This window comes from Shewanella sp. ISS20, assembly GCF_056522965.1.
Window position 1 is genome coordinate 2,452,121 of record NZ_JAWRZK010000001.1, and the last position, 22,319, is coordinate 2,474,439.

Annotated in this window: 17 protein-coding genes and 1 riboswitch; of the genes, 3 read left to right on the plus strand and 14 right to left on the minus strand. The window is 48.2% G+C overall.

Going from position 1 to position 22,319, the window contains the following annotated elements; genetic code table 11:
* Positions 1–14: 14 nt before the first annotated feature.
* The 5 genes from thiM to thiD all read right to left on the minus strand — a co-directional run bounded on the left by thiM (position 15) and on the right by thiD (position 4,235).
* On the minus strand, positions 15–815 hold the full coding sequence (gene thiM, locus AC1HDP_RS11185) for a hydroxyethylthiazole kinase (protein ID WP_479638833.1): 801 nt from the start codon (positions 813–815) through the stop codon (positions 15–17).
* Between the two features lie 38 nt (positions 816–853).
* Positions 854–1,516: a thiaminase II gene (tenA, locus tag AC1HDP_RS11190; protein WP_479638834.1), complete on the minus strand. Its 663-nt coding sequence runs from the start codon at positions 1,514–1,516 to the stop codon at positions 854–856.
* A 36-nt stretch (positions 1,517–1,552) separates the two neighbouring features.
* Entirely contained in the window at positions 1,553–2,533 is a 981-nt protein-coding gene (locus AC1HDP_RS11195; protein ID WP_479638835.1) for an ABC transporter substrate-binding protein, read from the minus strand.
* A 107-nt stretch (positions 2,534–2,640) separates the two neighbouring features.
* Positions 2,641–3,324, minus strand: coding sequence for an ABC transporter permease (locus AC1HDP_RS11200; protein WP_479638836.1), 684 nt, complete (start codon positions 3,322–3,324; stop codon positions 2,641–2,643).
* A gap of 65 nt (positions 3,325–3,389) precedes the next feature.
* Entirely contained in the window at positions 3,390–4,235 is an 846-nt protein-coding gene (gene thiD / locus AC1HDP_RS11205; RefSeq protein WP_479638837.1) for a bifunctional hydroxymethylpyrimidine kinase/phosphomethylpyrimidine kinase, read from the minus strand.
* A gap of 160 nt (positions 4,236–4,395) precedes the next feature.
* A riboswitch (TPP riboswitch) is annotated at positions 4,396–4,520 on the minus strand.
* 921 nt (positions 4,521–5,441) lie between these two features.
* Between thiD and AC1HDP_RS11210 the strand changes: the two genes are divergently transcribed.
* Together AC1HDP_RS11210 and AC1HDP_RS11215 are read left to right on the plus strand one after the other, a co-directional pair.
* Entirely contained in the window at positions 5,442–5,711 is a 270-nt protein-coding gene (locus tag AC1HDP_RS11210) for a type II toxin-antitoxin system TacA family antitoxin (RefSeq protein ID WP_479638838.1), read from the plus strand.
* Entirely contained in the window at positions 5,708–6,241 is a 534-nt protein-coding gene (locus AC1HDP_RS11215) for a GNAT family N-acetyltransferase (protein WP_479638839.1), read from the plus strand. Before AC1HDP_RS11210 ends, AC1HDP_RS11215 begins: the two co-directional genes overlap by 4 nt.
* A 60-nt stretch (positions 6,242–6,301) precedes the next feature.
* Here AC1HDP_RS11215 and AC1HDP_RS11220 read toward each other — a convergent pair.
* A protein-coding gene (locus tag AC1HDP_RS11220) for an IS3 family transposase (RefSeq protein WP_479638840.1) occupies positions 6,302–7,833 on the minus strand; the annotation gives its coding sequence in 2 pieces (ribosomal slippage) (positions 6,302–7,389 and positions 7,389–7,833; 1,533 coding nt in all).
* 513 nt (positions 7,834–8,346) lie between these two features.
* Here AC1HDP_RS11220 and AC1HDP_RS11225 point away from each other — a divergent pair.
* The gene (locus AC1HDP_RS11225) at positions 8,347–9,339 is read left to right on the plus strand and encodes a TerC family protein (protein WP_479638841.1); all 993 of its coding nucleotides are present in this window, start codon (positions 8,347–8,349) and stop codon (positions 9,337–9,339) included.
* A 225-nt stretch (positions 9,340–9,564) separates the two neighbouring features.
* Here AC1HDP_RS11225 and AC1HDP_RS11230 read toward each other — a convergent pair whose 3' ends face one another.
* The 8 genes from AC1HDP_RS11230 to rng all read right to left on the minus strand — a co-directional run bounded on the left by AC1HDP_RS11230 (position 9,565) and on the right by rng (position 22,298).
* Positions 9,565–10,719: an ABC transporter permease gene (locus tag AC1HDP_RS11230; RefSeq protein WP_479638842.1), complete on the minus strand. Its 1,155-nt coding sequence runs from the start codon at positions 10,717–10,719 to the stop codon at positions 9,565–9,567.
* Position 10,720: 1 nt separating this feature from the next.
* Entirely contained in the window at positions 10,721–11,866 is a 1,146-nt protein-coding gene (locus tag AC1HDP_RS11235) for an ABC transporter permease (protein WP_479638843.1), read from the minus strand.
* A gap of 12 nt (positions 11,867–11,878) precedes the next feature.
* Positions 11,879–12,850 carry an HlyD family secretion protein gene (locus AC1HDP_RS11240; protein ID WP_479638844.1) on the minus strand — a complete coding sequence of 324 codons (972 nt, stop codon included), beginning with the start codon at positions 12,848–12,850 and terminating at the stop codon, positions 11,879–11,881.
* Positions 12,840–14,228: a TolC family protein gene (locus AC1HDP_RS11245; protein ID WP_479638845.1), complete on the minus strand. Its 1,389-nt coding sequence runs from the start codon at positions 14,226–14,228 to the stop codon at positions 12,840–12,842. The genes AC1HDP_RS11240 and AC1HDP_RS11245 overlap by 11 nt, the downstream gene beginning before the upstream one ends.
* A 264-nt stretch (positions 14,229–14,492) precedes the next feature.
* On the minus strand, positions 14,493–15,941 hold the full coding sequence (gene tldD, locus AC1HDP_RS11250) for a metalloprotease TldD (protein WP_479638846.1): 1,449 nt from the start codon (positions 15,939–15,941) through the stop codon (positions 14,493–14,495).
* 36 nt (positions 15,942–15,977) lie between these two features.
* The gene (locus tag AC1HDP_RS11255; RefSeq protein ID WP_479638847.1) at positions 15,978–16,808 is read right to left on the minus strand and encodes a carbon-nitrogen hydrolase family protein; all 831 of its coding nucleotides are present in this window, start codon (positions 16,806–16,808) and stop codon (positions 15,978–15,980) included.
* A complete protein-coding gene (locus tag AC1HDP_RS11260; RefSeq protein WP_479638848.1) occupies positions 16,753–20,793 on the minus strand; it encodes a YhdP family protein in 4,041 nt (1,346 codons plus the stop codon). Before AC1HDP_RS11260 ends, AC1HDP_RS11255 begins: the two co-directional genes overlap by 56 nt.
* Positions 20,793–22,298, minus strand: coding sequence for a ribonuclease G (gene rng, locus AC1HDP_RS11265; protein ID WP_479638849.1), 1,506 nt, complete (start codon positions 22,296–22,298; stop codon positions 20,793–20,795). The genes AC1HDP_RS11260 and rng overlap by 1 nt, the downstream gene beginning before the upstream one ends.
* Between the last annotated feature and the right edge of the window lie 21 nt (positions 22,299–22,319).

Here is a 22,319-nt window from a genome sequence, read left to right on the forward strand (position 1 = left end):
GGCTGATTTACCCGCTAATCGATACGCGTGAGTTGTAAGTGCTGCGCCAGCGTTTGCGCATCTAACTGATAAAGCACGTCTAATAGATTCATCTGCAAACTGCCAGGGCCTGCCGACATAGTTGCAGCTATCTCTCCTGCCACCCCTAAAATGGCGGTAGCAGCCACGCCGGAGCATTCACCTATGGCAGCAAAGGCGCCAGTTAGGGCGCTATGAGTGCACCCCATGCCGGTAACTTTCGGCATCGTGGCGTGGCCATTTTTAAGCTGATAAGTCGCAGTGGCGGTTACCACATAATCTGTGGCGCCAGATATCACAACGCTGCATTGATAATGCTCACTAATATAGCGCGCCGCGCCTAAGGCGGAATCACTGCTATCAAGGGCATCAACCCCTTTGCTGCGGGCGTTATCGCCAGCCAGCGCAATAATTTCAGAGGCATTAGCACGCACAATTAAGCGCTTGGCGGCGGAGACAATTAGCCGCGCCGTGTCGGTGCGCAGTACACTGGCGCCGCAGCCCACAGGGTCAAGCACCACCACCTTGTTATATTGATTGGCTTGCTCAACTGCGAACTGCATTCTTGGGATCCACTGGCTATCTAAGGTGCCGATATTAATTACTAAGGCGCCTGCGATATTCATCATCTCAGCCATTTCGTGGCGGCTGTGGGCCATAATCGGCGAAGCGCCAATGGCCAATAAGGCATTGGCGCTATTGTTCATCACCACGTAATTGGTGATGTTCACTACCAGAGGTTTGTGCGCCCGCAAGGCGGCCAAGGCTTCAATAATCGTTTGAGTGTTCATTATCATTATGCTTATTCCTTTTTGCTTTAATCATGATGAATAGGCTAAGCGTTATCTAAGCCTTGCTGCCAAAATGCCACTTCCATCCGGGTCGCGGTTTTAAATATCTGGCATAAGCGCTGACCGCGCTGACTCGTAAGTTCAATATCCGCCAGCAAGTGATTTAGCTGAGTCATGCTTCTTTCGACCCCAGCTTGAAACTCTTCGCCGCCATACATTTTTATCCAATTGGCGTAAGGATTAGCGTCAAATTTAGTGGTATCACAGGCGAGTAACTGCGCGCCAATCACGCCATAGCCCAGAGCACACGGCGCCAATGCCGCGTATAAATCAATGATATCCCCAGACATTCCTGTATCTAACACAAAGCGGGTATAAGCGACTGTGCCAAAGGCTTCAGGCTCAGCTTCCATCTGCGCTTCTGTTATGCCCCACTTAGCGCAATACGCCACATGATGGGCAATTTCAGCGCTTAACAAGGCTTGCACGCTCGGTAAGGCAAGGCGCATTTCATCTAAAGTGCGCGCCTTATAAATGGCTAACGCATAGGCGCGGGTGTATTGCTTTAAAAACAAAAAATCTTGTTTGAGGTAATGCAAAAATGAACCATGGGCCAACTCGCCCTGCGCCAATTGCTGCACGAAACTGTGCTCTGTGTATTCGCGCCAATCACTTAAACAGGCCGCGACTAAATCTTGATACTTCATACTGACTCTCTACAAATTAATAAACATGGGCTGCCATTACAGCGCAGGTACAAAATTTTGCGCTTGAGGAAGGCTGGCAATGATCTGGTGCTGATACATGAACTTGGCAAAATTATCGTAACGGGCTAAATCAATGGCCGCGGGGCGCAGCGCAAAGCGGGTCAACGTGTCATTCCAAGCGCGTTTATTTAACTCATTGTTAAGCGTATCGGGCGCGTAAGACACAAAGGTTTGCCACGACTCTTCGGGGTGATTCACAATAAATTGCGTTGCCTTTTCAAGGGCGCGGGTAAATTTTTTGATGGCTTTGGCATCATAGGTGTTAGCGTTGGCCACAAACACTAGCTCATCATATGGCGGCACGCCGTGCTCTTCAGGGAAGAAGGATTTAACTTTATAGCCTTCTAAGGCCAATTGATTGGTTTCAAAATTGCGTAAGCCGCCCCAAATGGCATCGACCTTGCCTGAGGCCAGTGCCGATGATAATGCCCAGCCGACATTGATAATTTTCACTTGGTTATAGTCAACACCCGCCCGGCTTAACATAGTGCCAATTGTCGCCTCTTCATTGCCCGCAATGGCAATGCCGATAGTTTTACCTTTTAAATCTGCCAGTGAATTTATCTTGCCGTTATCTAGCACCATTAAGGCATTTAATGGTGTGGCGATAAGGGTTGCGGCGCGAATTAACGGCAAGCCAGCTGCAACATCTATGGTTACATTGGGCTGGTAAGATATGGCTAAGTCGATGTTATTGGCTGCCACTAATTTAGCGGGCATGCTGGGGTCTGCGGGTTCTTGAATCTTGACGCTTAAGCCTTCGTCGTTGAAATAGCCTTTTTGCTGGGCGATAACCACAGGGCCATGATTGGGATTCACAAACCAATCCAGCATTAAGGTTAAGGAATTATCAGCGGCATTAGCCGCGGCGCCATAGCCTGCCATTAGCGCCACAAGAGCGAATTTTACTAGGGTGTTTTTTATTGCATTTTTCTCATTAGTATTTTGCACATTCATATCTTGCTCATTAGCAGGTAAATTCACTTGGGTTTATTGCTGCCAAGACGCTTGGCTAAAGTTGCTTATAACTTGGCTTAAAAAGTTGCTTATACAGTCATTTATCATCATTTATCTTGTTGCCAGGGGATGAGTTTTTGAATCAAAAAATCGGCAACAAAATACAAGCTCACCGACAGCGCCGCGAGAATAAATAAGGCCGCGAACATCTCATCTATCATCATGCGAGCATTGGCTTGCAGCATTAAATATCCTAGCCCTTCACTGGAACCTACCCATTCACCAACCACTGCACCTATGGGCGCAACCACCACGGCCACCCGTATTCCCGATGCTAGTGCTGGCAAGGCGGCCGGTAAGCGCACACGCCTTAATACTTGCCACTTTGTGGCGCCCATGGTTTTAGCTAAATCAAGATACCCAGTGGGGGTATTACGCAGGCCGTCGTAACAACACGTCGTCACCGGGAAAAAGATGATTATGGCCGCCATCACTACTTTGGAGGCTATACCATAGCCTAACCACAGCATTAAAATTGGCGCTATGGCAAACATAGGTATGGCTTGGCTTGCAATCAAGATTGGCAGTAACCAGCGCCGCAGTGGCTCAAACAGCAGCATTTGCAGGGCAAATATCAAACCCATAGATAAGCCTAAGGCTAAGCCCAGTAAAATCTCTTGCGCCGTCACCCAAGAATGGCTGAGCAGCACTTCATGCCGATGAATTAACTTATTAAATACCGCCAGCGGGCTTGGCAAAATAAAGCTCGGCAAGGCAAAGGCTATTACCAAGCATTGCCATTACAGCTAGCGACCGCTCATGGCTATCACGCCATGAGTCACTGGCACACAAGCCGTTAGGCTTTCAAACCAAAGAAGTGATTCACAGGCCCATGGCCTTGGCCAATATTGAGCTCATCGGCATGAATAAGCGCGGCGGTAATATAATCTTTACCAAGGGCGACAGCCGCGGGTAAATCATGGCCTTGGGCTAAGTAAGAGGCGATGGCCGCCGATAAGGTGCAACCTGTGCCATGGGTGTTGCGGGTGTTGATGCGCGCGGCCGATAAGCGAATAATCTCGTCAGCTAAAATCAATAAATCTGTGCTGTTTTGATCTTGCTCTAAATGCCCGCCCTTAAGTAACACTGACTTAGCGCCTAATGCACGCAGCTCACTTATCATGGCTGTCATAGCAGTTTCGCTAGCTGGCACGTCCTTATTGATGAGGGCAGCGGCTTCTGGCAAGTTAGGGGTGATCACATCCGCTAACGGCAGTAATTCAGCCTTAAGGCAATCGATGGCCGAACTTTGCAGCAGCAGATCGCCACTGGTCGCTACCATCACAGGGTCAACCACTAAAAAGCGCGGCGCGTATTGAATGAGTTTTTTGGCCACAGAGCGAATAATGTTGGCATCACTGAGCATACCCACTTTAACCGCAACCACATTAAGGTCGGTGAACACAGCATCTAATTGCTGCTCGACAAAATCGCTGCTGATGGGGTAAATGCCAGACACGCCTTGGGTATTTTGCGCCGTTAATGCCGTAATCACAGAGCAGGCATAACTGCCGGTGGCCGAAATCGCTTTAATATCCGCTTGAATTCCCGCACCGCCACCACTGTCGGAACCGGCAATGGTTAAAACAATCGGGGTGTTAGCTATGGATGTGGCAGGAGCTTTAGAGGTTAACGCAGGCATAAGTATTTCCTCGTTAACGCAGAGGAAAAATAGCCAAGTGAGATAAGTGGTAACAAGCCTTGCTAACTATACGCATCGCCTTGTGCATCACCATGAAAGCCATGAATCAGCGCCAAGCAGTTACTACCTATCCCTAGTTGATACGACTCGTAATGAGTGTGTCACAGGACCATTAGTTCCCTACGTCAGTATTAACTGAATCAGGTTCAACGGGTTCATGTGACTTAAGAGGATTACACCCTCTTAGCAGTAGATCTCAGCCTAACGGCTCCCCGACTAATGGGGGCATACTATCATCTATGCTTTCAAAAATCGTATGATTTTTATCAATATTTCAATGACTAGTCATTATGAATTGATGCAATTGGCCTAGCCGAGGTTCAAACTTCGTTTGAAATAAAGTCGTGGGATTGCTGACCTGATCGTTGTTGGCTCAACATGAGCGCTTGAGGTTCAAACTTCGTTTGAAATAAAGTCGCGGGATTCCATCCCCCCCCCGGGCAAGGAGGACTGCTCGTCCTACCCTCCTTGCAACCACCCTGACGCCCCAACTCAGCGGAAAGCCCCTCAGTCTTATTGGTTAAATCGCTAGCACATCAGACGCACGTCCATGTTTGACTGATGCTAGCTCGGTATCCATACCTCGCTCACGCAATTTATGCCAAACGCCCTCGGCCGCTTCAATGGGGATCAGGCGGAGTCTGTAAGTTCAAAGCAACTATTAATAATTAAAGTTTACAGCAAGTAGCTAATTCACCTACCAAAAACTGTCAGTGAATCAAATTTACCTAGTCAGTTTCATGCGCAACACGCTGGCATTTTGCTTGAGCTTCATGCTCACGCGCTTTGATCAAAACTCGTGTCAAGCCAGATCAGTTCTGGCACGTTTATGTCCAAAAATGAGTTAGTGAATCACTCTATACCAGTCTGATTCAAGCCATGAAAACATTTCAAGCAAAATGAGGTTAGGTTTTTTTATTGTGTCCTAACAGTTGTGGTCGATATGTGGACAATGATTACTGCAAACCCTTACACTTCAATGGTTTAAAGTGGTAGACTCAGGTACCTTACGATCGCAAGCTCGCGCCGTTTATGGCGGCGTTATATTCTCACCAGCTCCGTAAACTTTCCGTACGAATTGAATGTGCTTTAAGTTTGGACTATAATCTCTCATCTTACGGAATCTATCCGTACGCAGGAGGGGTTATGGCAACGGCACGTTTAGATATCCGCCTTGATGAAGAGATCAAGGCAAAAGCCGAAAAAGCATCGGCTTTACTTGGTTTAAAAAGTCTCACTGAATATGTGGTGAAACTTATGGATGAAAATGCGACTCATGTTATTGAGGAGCATGAAAGTATTATGGTTAAAGACAGTGTTTTTGACGAGTTTATGGCTGCGTGTAATAAAGTCAAAGCACCGAATCAAGCTTTGCTTGAAGCTGTTAAATTTACAGAGAAGAGCGGTATCAAGTGAGTTGGGGCAAAGAGTTTGTAGAACTTAGTAAATCAAAGCATGACCGCGACTCATTTGACTGTGGTGAGCAAGAGCTAAACACATTTATTAAAATTCAAGCTGCAAAGCACATGCAAGCAGGTATTAGCCGAACAATGGTTTTACCTAGTGCTCAACCACTGTTAAATCAAAAATTCGCTATTTGTGCATTTTATAGTGTTGCACCGAGTTCAATCAGTCGAGAAACATTGCCGACACAACTAGCAAAGAAACTTCCTAGGTATCCAATACCTGTTTTTCTTTTGGCTCAATTAGCTGTGCACAAAGAGTTTCATGGCTCTGGGCTCGGAAAAGTTAGTCTAATTCGCGCGCTGAAGTACTTGTGGGAAGTGAATCATCACATGAGGGTATACGCAATTGTTGTGGACTGTCTGACAGATTCCGCTCAAGCGTTCTATACGAAGTTCGGCTTTGAAGTGTTATGCGAACATAATGGGCGTATTCGTATGTTCTTACCAATGAAAACGGTAGAACAGCTTTTTAATCAATAGGCTACGAATATAAAAACGGTTCAAGAGCGGTGTTTTTCAAGGTAGTTGTCGCTTGAGCTATTAAGCTGCCTCTTTTTTCCTCTCCGGATTTAGATCCACATCGCCAACATGATCCCAGTTCCTAACCTCTTTGGACCAGCGATTTGGATTCAGTGTTCTTGCCTTTGCATACAACTCTGAACGATTAGCCAGTATTGCCTGATCCTCACCTTTATGTCGCTGCGCTGGGGTGACAAATTTTATCCTGCTGTGACGATGCTCAGTGTTGTACCATTGAACAAAGTCTCTGACCCAGGCCCTGGCATCGTCCAGTGTTTTAAAGCCTTCACTCGGCCATCGACGACTGTATTTGACTGTGCGAAACAGGGATTCTGAGTAAGGATTATCATTGCTGACACCTGGTCGGCTACGTGAGCCAACAACTCCCATTTCCATCATCTTTGCTTGCATGGTCAAACTCTTCATTGGGCTGCCATTGTCAGAGTGCAAAACAAGCTTTTCATTGACGCATTTCTCAGACCATAAGGTGCGTTCCAGAAGGTTGGCTGCATGCTCACCCGACTCGCTGTCATGCACTTCCCATCCCACCACTTTGCGGCTAAATATATCCATTATCATATACAGATAGAAAAACCGACCAATGACTGTTGAGGGGCAATACGAAATATCCCAAGTCCACACTTCACAAGGCCCTGTAGCGGTAAACCCATTTGGTTTTGCTATGCTCCCTTTAGGTTTAGCCTTGCCCCTGTGTTTCAGCTGATTATGGGCTTTGAGGATACGATAAAAGCTCGATTCCGAACCCAGATACACGGCTTCATCAGCCAATATCGGTACGATTTGGCTGGGTGACAGGCTGGCAAATCGCTCCTGGCTACTGATGTCTAATATGGCTTGTTGTTCCGCTTCTGTTAACTTGTTAGCAGGCACGGGTCTGGCCGCCTCTGGCCGTTTATCTGCACTGACACAACCCGTTTCCAACCATCGTTGTAATGTGCGTAGGGATAATCCGATTTCCGCACAGGCTTTATGCTTTCTCGCACCTGCGCTGACAGCATCATCAACCAAAGATACATAGTATTGCCTATCTGAGAGCGTGGTTAATTGTCCTCGTCTTCCCCCCAGTAGGCATTTAACTTTTTTCTGAGCACCAGAAGAGCTGCGGTTTCGGCCAAGGCTGCATCTTTCCGTTTTAACTCTCTCTCCAACTCTTTAATGCGTTTTTTGTCGGCTTTACGCTCTTGTGCCTGCTGCTTGCGCTTCTGTGCCTCGGTCTGATTACCTGAAATACAGCTCAGTTTCCATTGCTGGATTTGCTCAGGAAACAGTCCTTTCTTGCGACAATACTCACTTAACTCAACTGCCGACATTGCGGCCGTTTCTATCACCGCAGAAAACTTCCGCTCCGCGGACCAATCATCTGGTTCATTACTTTTTGTCAAACTGAAATCGGCCTCTGCATACTTTTCCCGCCAACCATACAGAGTAGAAAGACTGATACCTTCTCTCTGTGAAAACTGACGCAATGATAAACCGCTTTCCATCAACTTACTAACGACTGCTTTTTTGTGCGCTTCAGGATAATGTCTCACTCAAACCTAACTTCCGCCTCCTGTCCAATAGTATTAAAAACTGAGGTGACAACAATCCTGACACAGGGGGAGTTCGAGACCATCGACAACAGGGTGAACGTTCATCGGTGATGAACATGCTTGCGAACGCGAGATATGGATGTCGATCTGGCCTGTGTTCATGGATGAATTTTGTGTCGTTGAGCCCACATGGATGTGCTTGCGGCGTGTCGAGAAATCGACAACAAGTAGCCCGCCGCAGGCGATTAGCTGATAGATAGCATCAATGCAAAAAATGCAGATTAACCAATCTTCATCCAAGCTGGGTGAGCTAAGCGTTATAATCGCGCTTACAAGGGGAGTAACTCTGGTATCAAGGCCGATACCGCCGGTCAGTCGTCATCTCGTTGCCAACTTTGGCATCCGGTTACCGGGCTTGCATCATGTTAATGTTGCCAGTGAGTGAGACCTTGCCATTTGGCAAGGTGACTTCTTCTGAAACAGCCTTGTCTGTTATTTTTTCAGGAGAATGTCGTGGAACCAATCTTGTATTCCCCTGCCACTTTGTGGCTCACCTTTGCTGCCATCATCACAGCCCTGCTATGGATAGATCTTAAATTTGTCGGTGGTGGAAAATCCCATGTGGTCTCAATCAAAGAAGCTGGCATTTGGTCAATTATCTGGGTCAGCATCTCTATGCTATTTGCGGTGGTGATTTGGTTTTACTACCAACACCAAGCGGGCGATGTTATTGCGCATCAAAAATCCATGGAATTCATTACAGGGTATGTGCTGGAAAAAGCCTTAGCCGTTGATAACGTGTTCGTATGGTTAATGATTTTTAGCTACTTTGCCGTACCCGCTGAACTGCAGCGCCGCGTGCTGCTGTACGGGGTATTGGGCGCCATAGTGCTGCGCACCATTATGGTGTTTGCGGGCAGTTACCTTATCAATCAATTCCACTGGATTTTGTATGTCTTTGGCGCGTTTTTACTGGTAAGCGGCATCAAAATGTTGTTCAGCCATGATGATGACGAAGGCAAGCCCAAGGGCTTATTAGAGTGGATAAAAAGCCGCATGCGCGTGACAGATACGCTAGAGGGCGAGCAATTTTGGGTAGTAAAACAAGGCATACGTTATGCCACGCCTTTGCTGTTAGTTGTTATTTTGGTGGAGATCAGCGATATCATTTTTGCGGTTGATAGTATCCCAGCCATCTTTGCTGTGACGACTGACCCTTTTATCGTTTTAACCTCTAATATTTTTGCCATCATGGGGCTGCGCGCCATGTTCTTTTTACTCGCTGGGGTGGCTGACAGGTTTGCCTTATTAAAATATGGACTGGCGGCGATATTAGTCTTTATTGGCGTTAAGATGCTGATTATTGAGTATTACCATATCTCAATTGGGGTGTCGTTAGCCGTGATCGCCACCATCTTAAGTGCCTCTATGGCCGCAAGCTGGCTATTCAGTCGCAACGCCGCCCATAAGCCTTTAAGTGACCAGCCATTAAGAGATAAGCCTTAAGAGGCAAGCGATAAACTCATTAAGGCCGCGCTAATAAGCGCTGCCCCAAACAACAGAGCCAGACTGAGGGCTTCAGTCTGGCTCTGTGATTAACGAGGCGATTTATTAGCGCTGCGCTAGCTAAGCGCGGCGTTATTTAATGGCGTCAGTATCAACATTAGCATCAGCGTCAGCATCAGCATCAGCGTTGGTCTTAACATTAGCATCGGCGCTAACTGCATTGGCCTACATAACCGCGCTAGCACTGGCATTGCGCTTGAGGCGATAACTCACCCCAAGCCAAGCTAATACGCCAAAGCCTAACACCATCAGCCATAGCTGGCAGTAAGGCCAGAGAATGGCGCCAAAACCGCTGCCCATCTGATTCATTGCTAGCATAGCCATGATGGCGGGTACGGCGGGTATCAGTTGCGCTATGGCAACTAACGGCTCAGGAATTAACGCCAGTGGCCACACGAATCCTGAAACAAACAAGATAGGCATAGAGGAAATTAAATAGGCTTGTGTGGGTAATTCGCGCCGCACAAACAAGCTACTTAAGGCAATGCCCGCTAAGCAGCTCGACAATAAAAATGGCAGCATGAGTAAACCAACTTCCGCGAGGGTGGCATTAAGCTCAGCGTCATAAACTAAGTAACACCAACCCACGTAATAACTGGCAAAGAAAGTGTAAATCAGCATAAAGGCCAGCACTCGCCCCAGCAGTAATTGCCCAGTACTAAGCTCACTCCAATAACCGCGTTTTTGCCATTGGCCTGCGCCTAAAATGCCTGTGCCCACTAATAAGGTTTGCTGCAAAATCAGTAAGAATAAGCCCGGCACTACATAAGGGGTGTAACCCAAAGATAAGTTAAAGGCAGGTACGGCATCTATGCTGACTGGGCTAATTTGAATGCTCGCGCTTTGTGGCGATACGCCGTGGGCAAGTAAGCTTTGGTATTTAAGGCTAGCGGCCAAGTCTTGGCTTACGCCAATCAAGCCTTCGGCTATGGTGGAGTACACCAAGAAATAACTGGCATCTCCCGCCGCGGCCACAGTAACGCCTTTGCCACTGACTAAATCACGCTCAAACCCCGCAGGTATAGCCAATAAGCCATGGGCCTTACCGTTAATAATGGCGTTTTTAGCCTCAACTAAACTTGCCACAATGCCTATGACTTTAAGCTTAGGGCTAGCTTCCGCTTGGCGAATAAACTCGCGGCTGAGTGACGATAAGTCATTATCTACTACCACGATTAATTGCTTAGTCGGCACTTCATTCAAATAGGGCAAAGGGTAAAGCACAGAGTAAAACAGCACGCCACCAAACAAAGTGATAGCTATGGCTTTATCACTAATAATGGCTTTAAGCTCCAAGCTAATCAGCTTAAGTAAATCCATGTTATTGCTCCCCTTTGCGTCTTAAACGCAGCAAACCGAATAACAGCGGCAATAACACTAGCAATAAGCCGTAACTAAGCTGCTGCGGCAATAAGGTATCAAGCCCTTGGCCATAATTCACCACAGCCACTTGGGAGTCAATGTAATGGCTACTAGGAATGAGTAAGCGCCACCACTGCGCCAGCATTGGCATTTCGTGCACCGGGAAAGTAATACCCATAAACGCAAAGGCTGGGGCAAATAAGGCAGTGCAAAAGCTAACCACGCGGGCAGGCTCGGCCAGCAGCAAGAAAATCACTAGCACCCATAAGCCAATAAATAGCAGCATGACTGTCATGGCAAGCGCTAGGTCAAGCAAGCTGCCCGCCATAGGTAAGCCTATGATGTGATACAAAAAGACTTGCATCGCCATGCCTTGCAGTAGCGCAATGGGAAGATATAAGGCAAATTTTGCGGTTACGCTCGGCCAAAAATCTTGGCGCACCCAAGTAGTAAATCTTGGGGTGAGCTCTTCATTAAGAGCATTAGCAAACATCAACATTGCCGAAATTTGCAATAACGCCAACAAGATAGGCGGCATTAAAAAGGCTAAGTAATTACTGCTTTGATTAAATAACGGCGTTAACTGCACGGCGATGGGGCTAATAGTCACAGCCGTGGCCGCAGGTAACACGCCTTTGGCCAATAACTGCTGGCGCGCCACGCCTTGCAGCGCATCGGCCAAGCCTTGTTGCAAGGCGCTAGAGAGCAATTTGCCCACCAGCAAAAACTGGCCGTTATAGTGCAGCACTAGCTGAGGTTGTTGCTGCGTCATTAATTGCCGAGAAAACTGCGGCGGAATTAAAATCAAGGCAAACACTTGGCCTTCGCGCATGGCTTGCTCGGCGGCGGGCAACTGGCTAAATTGCTGCAAACTGACCGCAGGGCTTGCCTGCATTTGCCGCGCTAATTGCCGACTTAAGCTAGTGGCATCTTGGTCAACTAAGGCCACCGGCAGGCTGCGCGGCACTGCGGCACTAAAAATGCCATACAGAAACAATAAGGCCAGCACAGGCACCCAAGTTACCAAGGCTAGTTGCCACGGGCTGCGCCATAAATGGCGCGCCTCATGGCAAAATCTATCACTCCAACTCACCGCCACCGACATCTTAAGCTCCGCTTATAAAGGCAATAATACCGACATACCTACCCGCAGTAGCGGCTCAGCTGTCACTGGCTTAAGTTCAATGCTAAAGGTGCGCATATCAAAGTCATGACCTGATTCTGTGGCGCGCCACGTGGCGTATTGCCCCATGGGGCTTACATAAGTCACTTTAAAATCAAGGCTCTTATTCAGCGCAGGCACGGTAAGGCTAATGGTTTTACCCATAGGAAAATGACTTAATAAGTCTTCTCTTACCTGTAAAATCGCCCAAGCATCGCTCATATCCAGCAGGCTCACCACAGGAAAACCTGACGGGGCTAACTCGCCATCAAACAGTAAAACTTCGCTAATTTCACCTTTATGGCTAGCGCGCATTTGGCTGTCATTGAGTACAGCATTGACTTCATCGACCGCGCCTTTAGCCATCATGGCTTTACCCGCTGCGGCCACTTTAGTTTCAGGGCGCGCGCCTTCTTCAGTCATTTGATACATAGCCAAAGCCGCTTGCTCGGTATATTTAGCCGCTTGCCACTGGGTATAAGCTTCGTCGCGTTTTTGGCGGGCTAAGACGCCGTCATTAAACAGGTTTTCCACGCGCAAATAGGTAGTAGAGGCCAGTTCTGACGCCACTTTAGCTTTTTGCCATTGCTCTTTGGCCGCTAAGATTTGTTGGCTGCGAGCGCCATTATCGGCTTCTTGTTGCAAGGCTTTGGCGGCGGTATAGCCCCCTTGCGCCTGCGTTAACTTGGCATCAAGCTCTGGGCTACTCACGCTAAACAGTAAGTCACCGACCGCGACTTTATCGCCTTTGCGCACTAAGACTTGCTCAATTCGCCCCGGCACTTTGGAAGACACATGGTATTCTCGCGCTTCAATTTGACCTTGCAGCACAGTGGCCTTAGGTTGATAGGCTTTTACTAGCCCCCAGCCAAACAGCACAGCTAAGGCTAAGATGGCCGCTATGGCCAGAATTTTATTAGTTCGCATTGGTTTCCTCCAACACCCGAGCGCGGGCAATAAACTCGTCTAACTGGCCAGAAATTGACATTAAATGGGCGTAGGCTTGGATATAACGATATCGAGCAGCTAAGCGCTTAGTCATGACCGAAGTCAGCCCAAGCTGGGCATCGACGCGCTCCAGCGAGGTCGATAAACCTTGATTAAAAGCAAGCTCGCGCAGGCGCAGGTTTTCTTTAGCTAAGGATTCAGTCGTGGCTAACGACTGGTATTCTTCTCGCGCTTGCTCCATCTGCCGATAGGTTTGATCGAGCAATAAGCTTAAATCTTCACGGGTTTGCGCTTGGGTGTAACGCGCCTGCAAGATAGCACTTTTGGCAGCCGCCACTTTGCCACTGCGACCATCGCGGCTCACCAGTGGAATTTTAACGCCCACGCCAACCATCCAATCGGGCTCAACTTGCGACATCAAGCTGTCATCTTCATAAAGGCTGTAATTACCATACAAAAAGACATTGGGGTAATACTTACCCTTTTCCATATCTTCCAAGCCCTTGGCTTGCTGCTCTTTGGCGGCCAAGAGTTTTAACGCTGGATGCTGAGTCATAGTGAGCTCCATCAAGCGCGGTAAACTTGGGTCTTGCGGTAACATAAATAATGGCGAGCTGGGGGTGACTGACAGCTTTAGCATGCGATTAAGAGCAATCGAAGCCATTTGTACCTGACGCCGAGCGCTGGCGGTGGCCACTTTGGCATTATCTAACGCCACTTCGGCATTGAGGCGCTCAACGGCGGCGATTTGCCCTTGCTGCTCTAGCGCCTTAGCGTGAGAGACATGCTCAGTTAATGCCACCACTAGCTGCTCTTGGGTGTTAAGCACAGCTTTAGTGACTATGGCGCCATAATATCTGTCCACCAACAGAGTAAACAATTCGCGCGACGCTAATAGCTGCGCTTGCTGCTCTTCAGCGACTTGCGCCGCTAAAATACCTTGCGCGGCAGACACTTGCCCACCGGTGTAAATCGGCCACAAAGCTTGCAAGCTAGCGCGAAAGACATCTTGCTGAGTAAAAGGCGTGACGAATAAGCTGCTAGGAATGCTGGCTATCGCGCCGCCTATGGCGGGCGGTAAACTGCCAGGATTAAGCGAGGCTAATGGATTAAGATCGCGTAAATCCAGTTCAATCGGCTTTTCAAGATAAGTGTAACTGCCAGCAATATTAATCGAGGGTAAGGATAAATCATTACCACTCTCTTGCTGGGCATTGGCACGTTCGAGTTGTTGTTGTTGCGCCTTAAGCTTATCGCTCACTTGTTGTAATTGTGTCCAAGCAGCATCAAAGCTGAGCTCGGTGGCGATTACAGGCAAGGGCAGCAACACGCATAATGCTAGGGCTAACAGTCGCATAAGTTCCTCTAGAGTTCTTGCTCTAACTGGCAGTATTGTACACAAACCACACTTGGCTAAGATGAATAATTATTTAACTCATGCAGGCGGCCAAATCTTGGAAATTAGTCGTTAAAACATGGCTTAAAATCATACGTTAAAAACATGCGTTCAGAACATTGCTTAAAAACAGCGGCAATAAAAAAGGCCAGACTTAAGTCCAGCCTTTACCACTTGTATAGTCAAGTCGCGCTAGCCGTTAACAAGCATAGGAATACATTAAGCTTATGCTGTGCCGCCAACCGTTAATAAATCTAACTTCAAGCTTGGCTGGCCCACGCCCACAGGCACGCTTTGACCATCTTTACCACATACGCCAACGCCTTGATCCAGCGCCATATCATCACCGACCATAGAGATAAGCTTCATGGCTTCTGGGCCGTTACCAATTAAGGTGGCGCCTTTAACTGGCGTGGTGATTTTACCATCTTCAATCAAATAAGCTTCAGAGGCTGAGAACACAAACTTACCCGAAGTAATGTCCACTTGGCCGCCACCAAAGTTAGGCGCGTACAGGCCCTTTTTAACTGAGGCGATAATGTCCGCAGGCTTTGACTGGCCGCCCAGCATATAAGTGTTAGTCATACGCGGCATAGGCAGATGCGCGTAAGATTCGCGGCGACCGTTACCGGTTGGCGCAACGCCCATGAGTCTGGCGTTAAGCTTATCTTGCATGTAGCATTTTAAAATACCATCTTCAATCAACACATTGCGCTGACTTGGGGTACCTTCATCATCAATAGATAATGAGCCGCGGCGATTAGCCAGCGTGCCATCATCCACCACTGTCACTAATGATGACGCCACTTGTTGACCGACCTTACCACTGAACGCGCTGCTACCTTTACGGTTAAAGTCACCTTCTAAGCCATGACCAACAGCTTCGTGCAGTAACACGCCTGGCCAACCTGCCCCTAATACCACAGGCATTTCACCGGCTGGCGCATCGATGGCTACCAATGCCACTTGCGCTTGACGCACGGCTTCGCGGGCAAAGGCAAAACACATGGGTAAGTGAGTATCATCATTAGCAAAGAAGATTTCATAGCCATGACGACCACCGCCGCCGGCTGAGCCGCGCTCGCGCTGATCATTATCTTCCATAATCACAGAGCAGTTAAAGCGCACTAATGGGCGCACATCGGCGGCTAGCGTGCCGTCACTGGCGGCCACGAGAATTTCTTCATGGACGCCTGAGAGGCTCACGACTACTTGAATAATGCGATCATCTAAGCTTCGGATATAAGCATCGGCTTCACGCAGCAATTGAATCTTTTTAACTTCTTCCATGGCCGCAATCGGGTCGGCGCTAACATACAAGCTGTGGGCATGTGTTTGCTTAAAGGCTTGCACTGAACCTTGCTGACCTGCCATGGCAATACCGCGAGCGGCAGCGCAGGCGCTAGCTAAGGCGTCGCTAGTTATATCATCAGCATAAGCAAAACCAGTTTTCTCACCACTAATGGCGCGCACACCAACGCCGCGTTCAATGTGGAAGCTGCCTTCTTTAATGATGCCATCCTCTAGCACCCAAGATTCATGGCGACAGCCTTGAAAATACAAGTCGGCGAAATCGATTTTATGGGCAAACAAGCTCTCAAGATGTTTATTCAAGCCCTCAAGACTCAAATTATCGCGTAATAAACTGGCACTGACTTGGGTTAATAATGGCATTCGCTCTCGCTTAAGATCGGTTTGATCTCTTGGTAATTAATCCTGAACTGACGTCGATTTAAGCGACGGCAATTGAAATCTATTGTGGGCCGCTAACGGTAAGGCGGCGCGCACTTTGGCTAACTCATCTTTATTTATATGGCAGTGCAGCCAACCAACGCCCGTAGGCTTTTGCGCAATAATGTCGCCCCAAGGGCCAACCACCATGCTCTGCCCCCAGGTTTGCCTCACCCCTTGAGGGTGCCATTGGCCTGTGGCTAAGATAAAGCACTGACTGTCGAGCGCGCGCGCTTGCACTAAGGTTTGCCAATGGGCGGCGCCTGTCACCGCAGTAAAGGCTGCCGGCACGACTATCACATCGCAACCAGCCTGCGCTAACGCCCGAAATAATTCTGGAAAGCGCAAATCATAACAAATGGCGAGACCTAACTTGCCAAATTCAGTGTCGATAACACTGATATGATCGCCTGGATAAAAAGTATGGCTCTCGCAATAGCGACCTGTGGCATCGCCAATGGTGGCATCAAACAAATGCAGCTTGTCATAATCTCCCAGTAATTGACCTTGTGGGCCAAAAACATGGCAGCGACTGTAACAGCGGCCATCACTGGCGCGCACAGGTAAGGTACCTGCCACTAAGGTGATAGCAAATTCAGCGGCTAGGCTGGCAAGCTTGGCAAGCATAGTTAAGTCATCGGCCAATTGCTGCTGCTCAGATTCAATGCCGCCAAACAATAAGGCGCATTCAGGCAAAACCACTAATCTTGGCTCAGCGCAGTTATCTAAGGCGCGCAATTGCGCATAGATAAACTCAAGATTTTCTTGGGGGCTGCGACTGCTCTGACACTGTAACAGACTGACTTTCATTTGCTTTACGCCCATCCGTGTTGGGTTGGTTCATTGCCGCGTTTGCAGCGCGGCTATCCTTTGGCGCCATACCATCGTGAGCTATCGCCAGCGGCTGAGTCGATAAGATAGCATCTGGAATCACGATTTCTTTACTCTTACGCTCAAGCTCATCAATCTTAGGGTCTGACATAGTCCCAGATACTCGAAAACGAATTTCGGCTATCACTTCTATTACAGGCTCAAGCACCTTAGTGAGAGCAAATGCGCCGACACCCATGGTCCAAGCGCTCGTGCTCAGTAGCACCACAGTAGGTACGCTTGAGGCCAATTGCGGCACAAAGCGAATATCGTAATTTAAGCTTTCGGTGGCAAGATCTGTGTAACCACGCACCTTCATGTTGCCGGCGATGGCATCCATTTCACTGTCGGTGGTTTTGACTACGCCATTATCAATTTTTAGATTACCACTAAAGGCATTGAAATACAGACCCTGACCAAAAACATCTGAAAAATCGAAAGATAATTTTCTCAGTAACGAATCTAAGCTAAAGAGTGAGAATATGCGCGCACCTTTATCACTCACCTGCGATAAGTGGCCTTTACCCATATCAAAACTAACGGCGCCATTGAGATTATCTAAATGCAGATCAAAGGGCGAGCCGTGCCAATTAAGCTTAGCAGTAAGCGACAGCGGCGCGTCTTGCACACCTGGGTCTATCTGCAAGCGATCTGATAATAAATCAAAGGCTTTGGCCTTAAGGGTCACATCTAGCTCGGTAGTGTTTTGCTCAAGGGTATTATGCCAAACCCCATTACCACGCAGATTTATGCCGGGCGCAGTTAATGATACGGTTTGGATTTGATAGCCAAGCTCGCTCGGCGCGCCTTGCAAGACTAAATGGCCTAACTGCTTATCTTGATAGCGAAAATCATTCACATCTAAGGCAATGGGCGGCAGTTGCGAACTCAAGGCTTGCAGCGGCGCAGTTTGACGACTGGTATTAGCCGTCTTGCTATTAGTTGCCGCTATTTGCGCACTAAGGGGCGGTACTGGCGTTAAATATAAATGCTGCGCCGACAATTTAACCCCTTGGGCTAACCAATCTGGATACACATGGATGGTGCCCGCAAGTGCGTCACTATCCACATCCATTTGCCAAGAGTCTGGCAAAGGTTTGGCATTAACAGTGATATTTTCAAATAATTGGCCAAAGGCGGTGAGCTGCTTAACCTTGCCTTGCACTTGCTCAAGCGGCGGAAAAACATTGCTATTGCGCCCTTGGCTAAGGGCATCTATTACTTCGAGCCAAGGGGCTAAGTCTACGTTATCTAAGTCGAGCCAAATGGCGCCTTGCTGTTTCGCTAAGTTTTGCCCGAGCTTGAAATTGCGCCCCAGCATTAAGTCGTAATAAGCCAAGTTTTTACCCGACTTAGCATTAAAGCCGCCCCAAAACTCAGCTAATTTGCCAAGCTTAATGCCAAGGTGAGATTCTTGATTATCGCCAATAAATTCAGCGGTTAAAATGAGCTTTTCACCCTTAGCTTTAACTAAAGGCGCAGGCAAAGTTAATTGGGTATTGCGCAAATCACTCTTAATATTGGCTTGAATGCGATAGCCGCCATCATCAAACACCATACCGAGTTTGCCGTTCCAATTAACATTTCCTTGATAATACGGGGCTAACTGAGTGTGCAGCTCAGGCGGTAACTTAGCTAGCTGCCATTGACCGGCAAGCTTTACATCTAAGGCGTAGTCTTGCTTAACGGGTTTAGTGGCAATATCAAACTGTAATGGCTGGCCAAATAATTTGGCAGTTAGCTTATTGCCTGTCACTACATCGTTTTCAAAGGCAAGTGTGGCGCTGACCTCATCAAGCTGTAGGCCGGGCTCTTTTAGATACACAGGCACCTTATTAAGGGTGATTATGCCTTTAAGTACTGGCTCTTCATCATAAATGGGGATAGCTAAATCAAGCTTAGCGCTGACATCACCCTGAACTTGCACCACTTTTAAAGTCTCGCCGACACTGTCATGCAGTGGCGATTGCAGCATGACAGCCGTAGCATCTTGCGCCTTGGCTTTAACATCAGCGGTTATCTCAACTAAGCTGCGCTCGCCAAGCTCTGGAATGGCAATATGGGCGCCGCTAACATCCACTTGCAATATCTTGCCGCGGCGCAGCCATAAATCCATGCGATCGTTATCAAATAAGGCATCGAGGCGAATATCAGTCACCGCCGGCCAATCGGGCTGGAAGGCAAATTCGGCCTTATCTAAGGTAAAAGCGGTTTGAAACTTACCTTGATTATCGCTAAACGGATAATCGCTAAACGCCCCCTGCCACACCACTTGCGCCCCATGACTTTCACCTGCGCGCAGCGCATCGGCCAAGTAATCGGCTAACTCTTGCCCCATGGCATCGGCTGGGAGCAACGGCTTTATCTTAGCGGCGTCATTAAGACTCACTGTGGCGGCCAAGGCTAAGTTAGGGGTATCTAACAAATCTAGCTGCAAGGCGGCATTAAGTGATACTTCAGCGTTTTGCAGTGCGATATCAGCAATAGTCACACTCTGGCTAGCAAACCCATAGTGGATGTTAGTGGCGCCGACATTGAGGTTAAGCTTGTCACTAAAGAGCGCAGGATAATCTAAGGTTAACGGCTGCGGCGCTAAGGCTAACGCTAGCGCGTCTTGGCTGGCACTGACATCAAAGCTAACGCTATTAATTCCAGGAATATTGCCACTGGGGTTCCATCCTAACTGCTTGGCTTTAAGGGATAACTGCCACGGCTGGCTTTGTGTTTGGCCTGGTGCATCGCTCTGGTATTGACTCTGCCACACAATATCCGACACTTGGCCGTGTGGCGCTAAGCGTTGATATTGCAGCAAGCTTGCCAAATCCATGTTTGGCACCAGCGGCAATAACGGCAATAGTAATGCAGGCTCAAGCGTAGCAAGCTGAGCATGCAAGCCTTGATGATTACTACTCACCAACACATCTAACTGCGGCCACAGCTGCTTATTGGTAAAAAGATCAAGGTTATGGCTGAAAAATTGCCAACCGTCAGCATTGGGTATCCATTGCAGTTGCCCTTGCTCGATGGCCAAATCTTGCGGCTTACCCGCTAAATTCCAACGTAAATTGCTGTGGCCAAAATCCACCAGACCATTGCCAAAAGCGCGCCCCTTGATAGCAAGCCAAGCTTCAAAGTTAACCACACCAGAGAGTGGCAAGCTTTCATCGGGCTGATAAGGATTGGCCTGAGTGGCAGCCCATTCGGCTAGATTAAGATCGCTAGCAACCGCATAAATCTCACCTACTAGGCTATCGGGTTTGCGGCTATCGCCGTTAATATCCACCCGCAGCGACAGTAATTCCAGATCTTTAGCGCCACTGTCTAAATACACCACCCCTTGACCGAGATGATGATCGCCGCGATTGCGCCAATTTAAGGTGTCGATATGAATGGGATTAAAGTGTCGATGGCGACTGATGATATCAAGCTGTAAATTGGTGATGGAATAACGCTCCAATTGCCCTAATAGCAAGGAGTACAGCCAGTCCACATTATGCTTTTGTTGCGGCTGCGATAAGGCCAGCGCATCGGTATCTAGGGCTAACTTAACCCCATTAAAGCTCACATCTTGTACTCTAGGCTCAAGATTGATTAAGCTTTGCCAGAAGTTAAGTTTGACCTGAACATTATCAATCTCAAGGCTAAGCGGCACGCCATCTTGCTTAGGGATAGCAAGCTTAACTAACCTAAGCTCTGGCCCATGACTTTGCCAATCGGCTTGAATGCTGGCAAGCTCAACTTTAAGTTGAAACTCACGTTCTAACAGTTGCACTAACTGCTGATGCACTTGCTCAACCTGTGGCAATAACGAGCGCACAAGACTGACCATTAAGGCAAATAGCACCAGCAAGGCAGCTAAGGTCTTCCAGCACACACTGACTATGGATAACCCTCGGCTAAGCCAAGGTCGAGCAGCCTGAGTCACTAAATCATTACCACATCGTATTTGCTTTGAGCGTACATAGGCTCTGAATGCAAACGAATCCGCTTAGCCACATAAACTTCAAGTTCGGCCAATAAGTGACTCTCATCGCCACTTAAACTGGCATGCACTAAGGGTGAGCAATACAGCAAAAACTCATCCGCCTTATAAGTACGATCAAGGCGAATGATTTCTCTGAAGATTTCATAACTCACCGTTTCAACTGTTTTCATGCTACCCGTGCCTTTACAGCTTGGGCATTCTCCACACAACACATGCTCTAAGCTTTCGCGGGTGCGCTTGCGCGTCATCTCCACTAAACCTAAGCCAGAAAAACCATTGACATTGGTCTTAACCCTATCTGGGCTTAACGCGGCCTGTAAACTATCTAGCACGCGCTCTTGATGGTCTTTATCGAGCATATCGATAAAGTCGATAATGATAATGCCGCCAAGGTTACGCAGGCGCAGTTGCCGCGCTATGGCGTGGGTCGCTTCAAGGTTAGTGTTAAAGATGGTTTCTTCAAGATTGCGATGGCCGACAAAGGCGCCGGTATTGATATCCACAGTCGTCATGGCTTCGGTTTGATCTATGATCAAATAGCCGCCAGATTTAAGCTCCACCTTACGCCCTAAAGCGCGCTGAATTTCGTTTTCAACATCGTAGAGATCAAATAACGGCGCAGGACCTGTGTAGTAACTGAGGTTGGCCGCAATTTCTGGCATAAATTCAGTGGCAAACTCTAGCAGCTCGTCATAAGTGCGGCGTGAATCCACTTGAATGCTATCAAGTTCAGTACCCACAAAGTCACGCACTACTCGCACTTGCAGCGGTAAATCTTGATACAGCAAAGCCACACCACGGCGTTTACGGCGCTCACTGACTTTGGCCCACACCCGTCTCAAAAAGGCGGCATCTTGCGCCAGCGCTTCATCACCTACACCTTCAGCGGCGGTGCGAATAATAAAGCCGCCATCAGCATCCACATAAGGTTGGGTAATATTGCGTAAACGTTGACGCTCAGTTTCAGATTCAATCCGCTGCGATACGCCCACATGGCTAGAGCCTGGCATAAATACCAAGTAGCGCGAAGGTAAGGTTAAATCTGTCGTTAAGCGCGCGCCTTTAGTGCCCAAGGGGTCTTTGACCACTTGCACCATAATGTCTTGGCCTTGACGCACTAACTCGGCAATGTCGCGCACCACAAAGTTATGCTTGTCGTTATCATCGACACATTCGGTATGGGGCATGATATCTGAGGCATGCAAAAACGCGGCTTTTTCCAGACCAATATCAACAAAGGCTGCTTGCATGCCAGGCAATACCCGGCTCACTTTACCTTTGTAGATATTACCCACTAGGCCACGCTTTAAGCGGCGCTCAATATGAACTTCTTGTAAGACCCCGTGCTCCACTAAAGCCACACGAGCCTCATTTGGGGTCACATTGATCAATAATTCTGAGCCTAACTTGGCGCTATTTCTTACGGTATTTAATCGATTTGGCACAACACACCCCGTCTGGGATTA

Coding starts and splice junctions, on each gene's coding strand:
- thiD (WP_479638837.1), bottom strand. CDS start 4,235: ATGCCTGCGTTAACCTCTAAAGCTCCTGCCACATCCATAGCTAACACC.
- AC1HDP_RS11245 (WP_479638845.1), bottom strand. CDS start 14,228: ATGCGACTGTTAGCCCTAGCATTATGCGTGTTGCTGCCCTTGCCTGTA.
- AC1HDP_RS11210 (WP_479638838.1), top strand. CDS start 5,442: ATGGCAACGGCACGTTTAGATATCCGCCTTGATGAAGAGATCAAGGCA.
- AC1HDP_RS11230 (WP_479638842.1), bottom strand. CDS start 10,719: ATGGATTTACTTAAGCTGATTAGCTTGGAGCTTAAAGCCATTATTAGT.
- AC1HDP_RS11195 (WP_479638835.1), bottom strand. CDS start 2,533: ATGAATGTGCAAAATACTAATGAGAAAAATGCAATAAAAAACACCCTA.
- tldD (WP_479638846.1), bottom strand. CDS start 15,941: ATGCCATTATTAACCCAAGTCAGTGCCAGTTTATTACGCGATAATTTG.
- tenA (WP_479638834.1), bottom strand. CDS start 1,516: ATGAAGTATCAAGATTTAGTCGCGGCCTGTTTAAGTGATTGGCGCGAA.
- AC1HDP_RS11240 (WP_479638844.1), bottom strand. CDS start 12,850: ATGCGAACTAATAAAATTCTGGCCATAGCGGCCATCTTAGCCTTAGCT.
- AC1HDP_RS11255 (WP_479638847.1), bottom strand. CDS start 16,808: ATGAAAGTCAGTCTGTTACAGTGTCAGAGCAGTCGCAGCCCCCAAGAA.
- thiM (WP_479638833.1), bottom strand. CDS start 815: ATGATAATGAACACTCAAACGATTATTGAAGCCTTGGCCGCCTTGCGG.
- AC1HDP_RS11235 (WP_479638843.1), bottom strand. CDS start 11,866: ATGTCGGTGGCGGTGAGTTGGAGTGATAGATTTTGCCATGAGGCGCGC.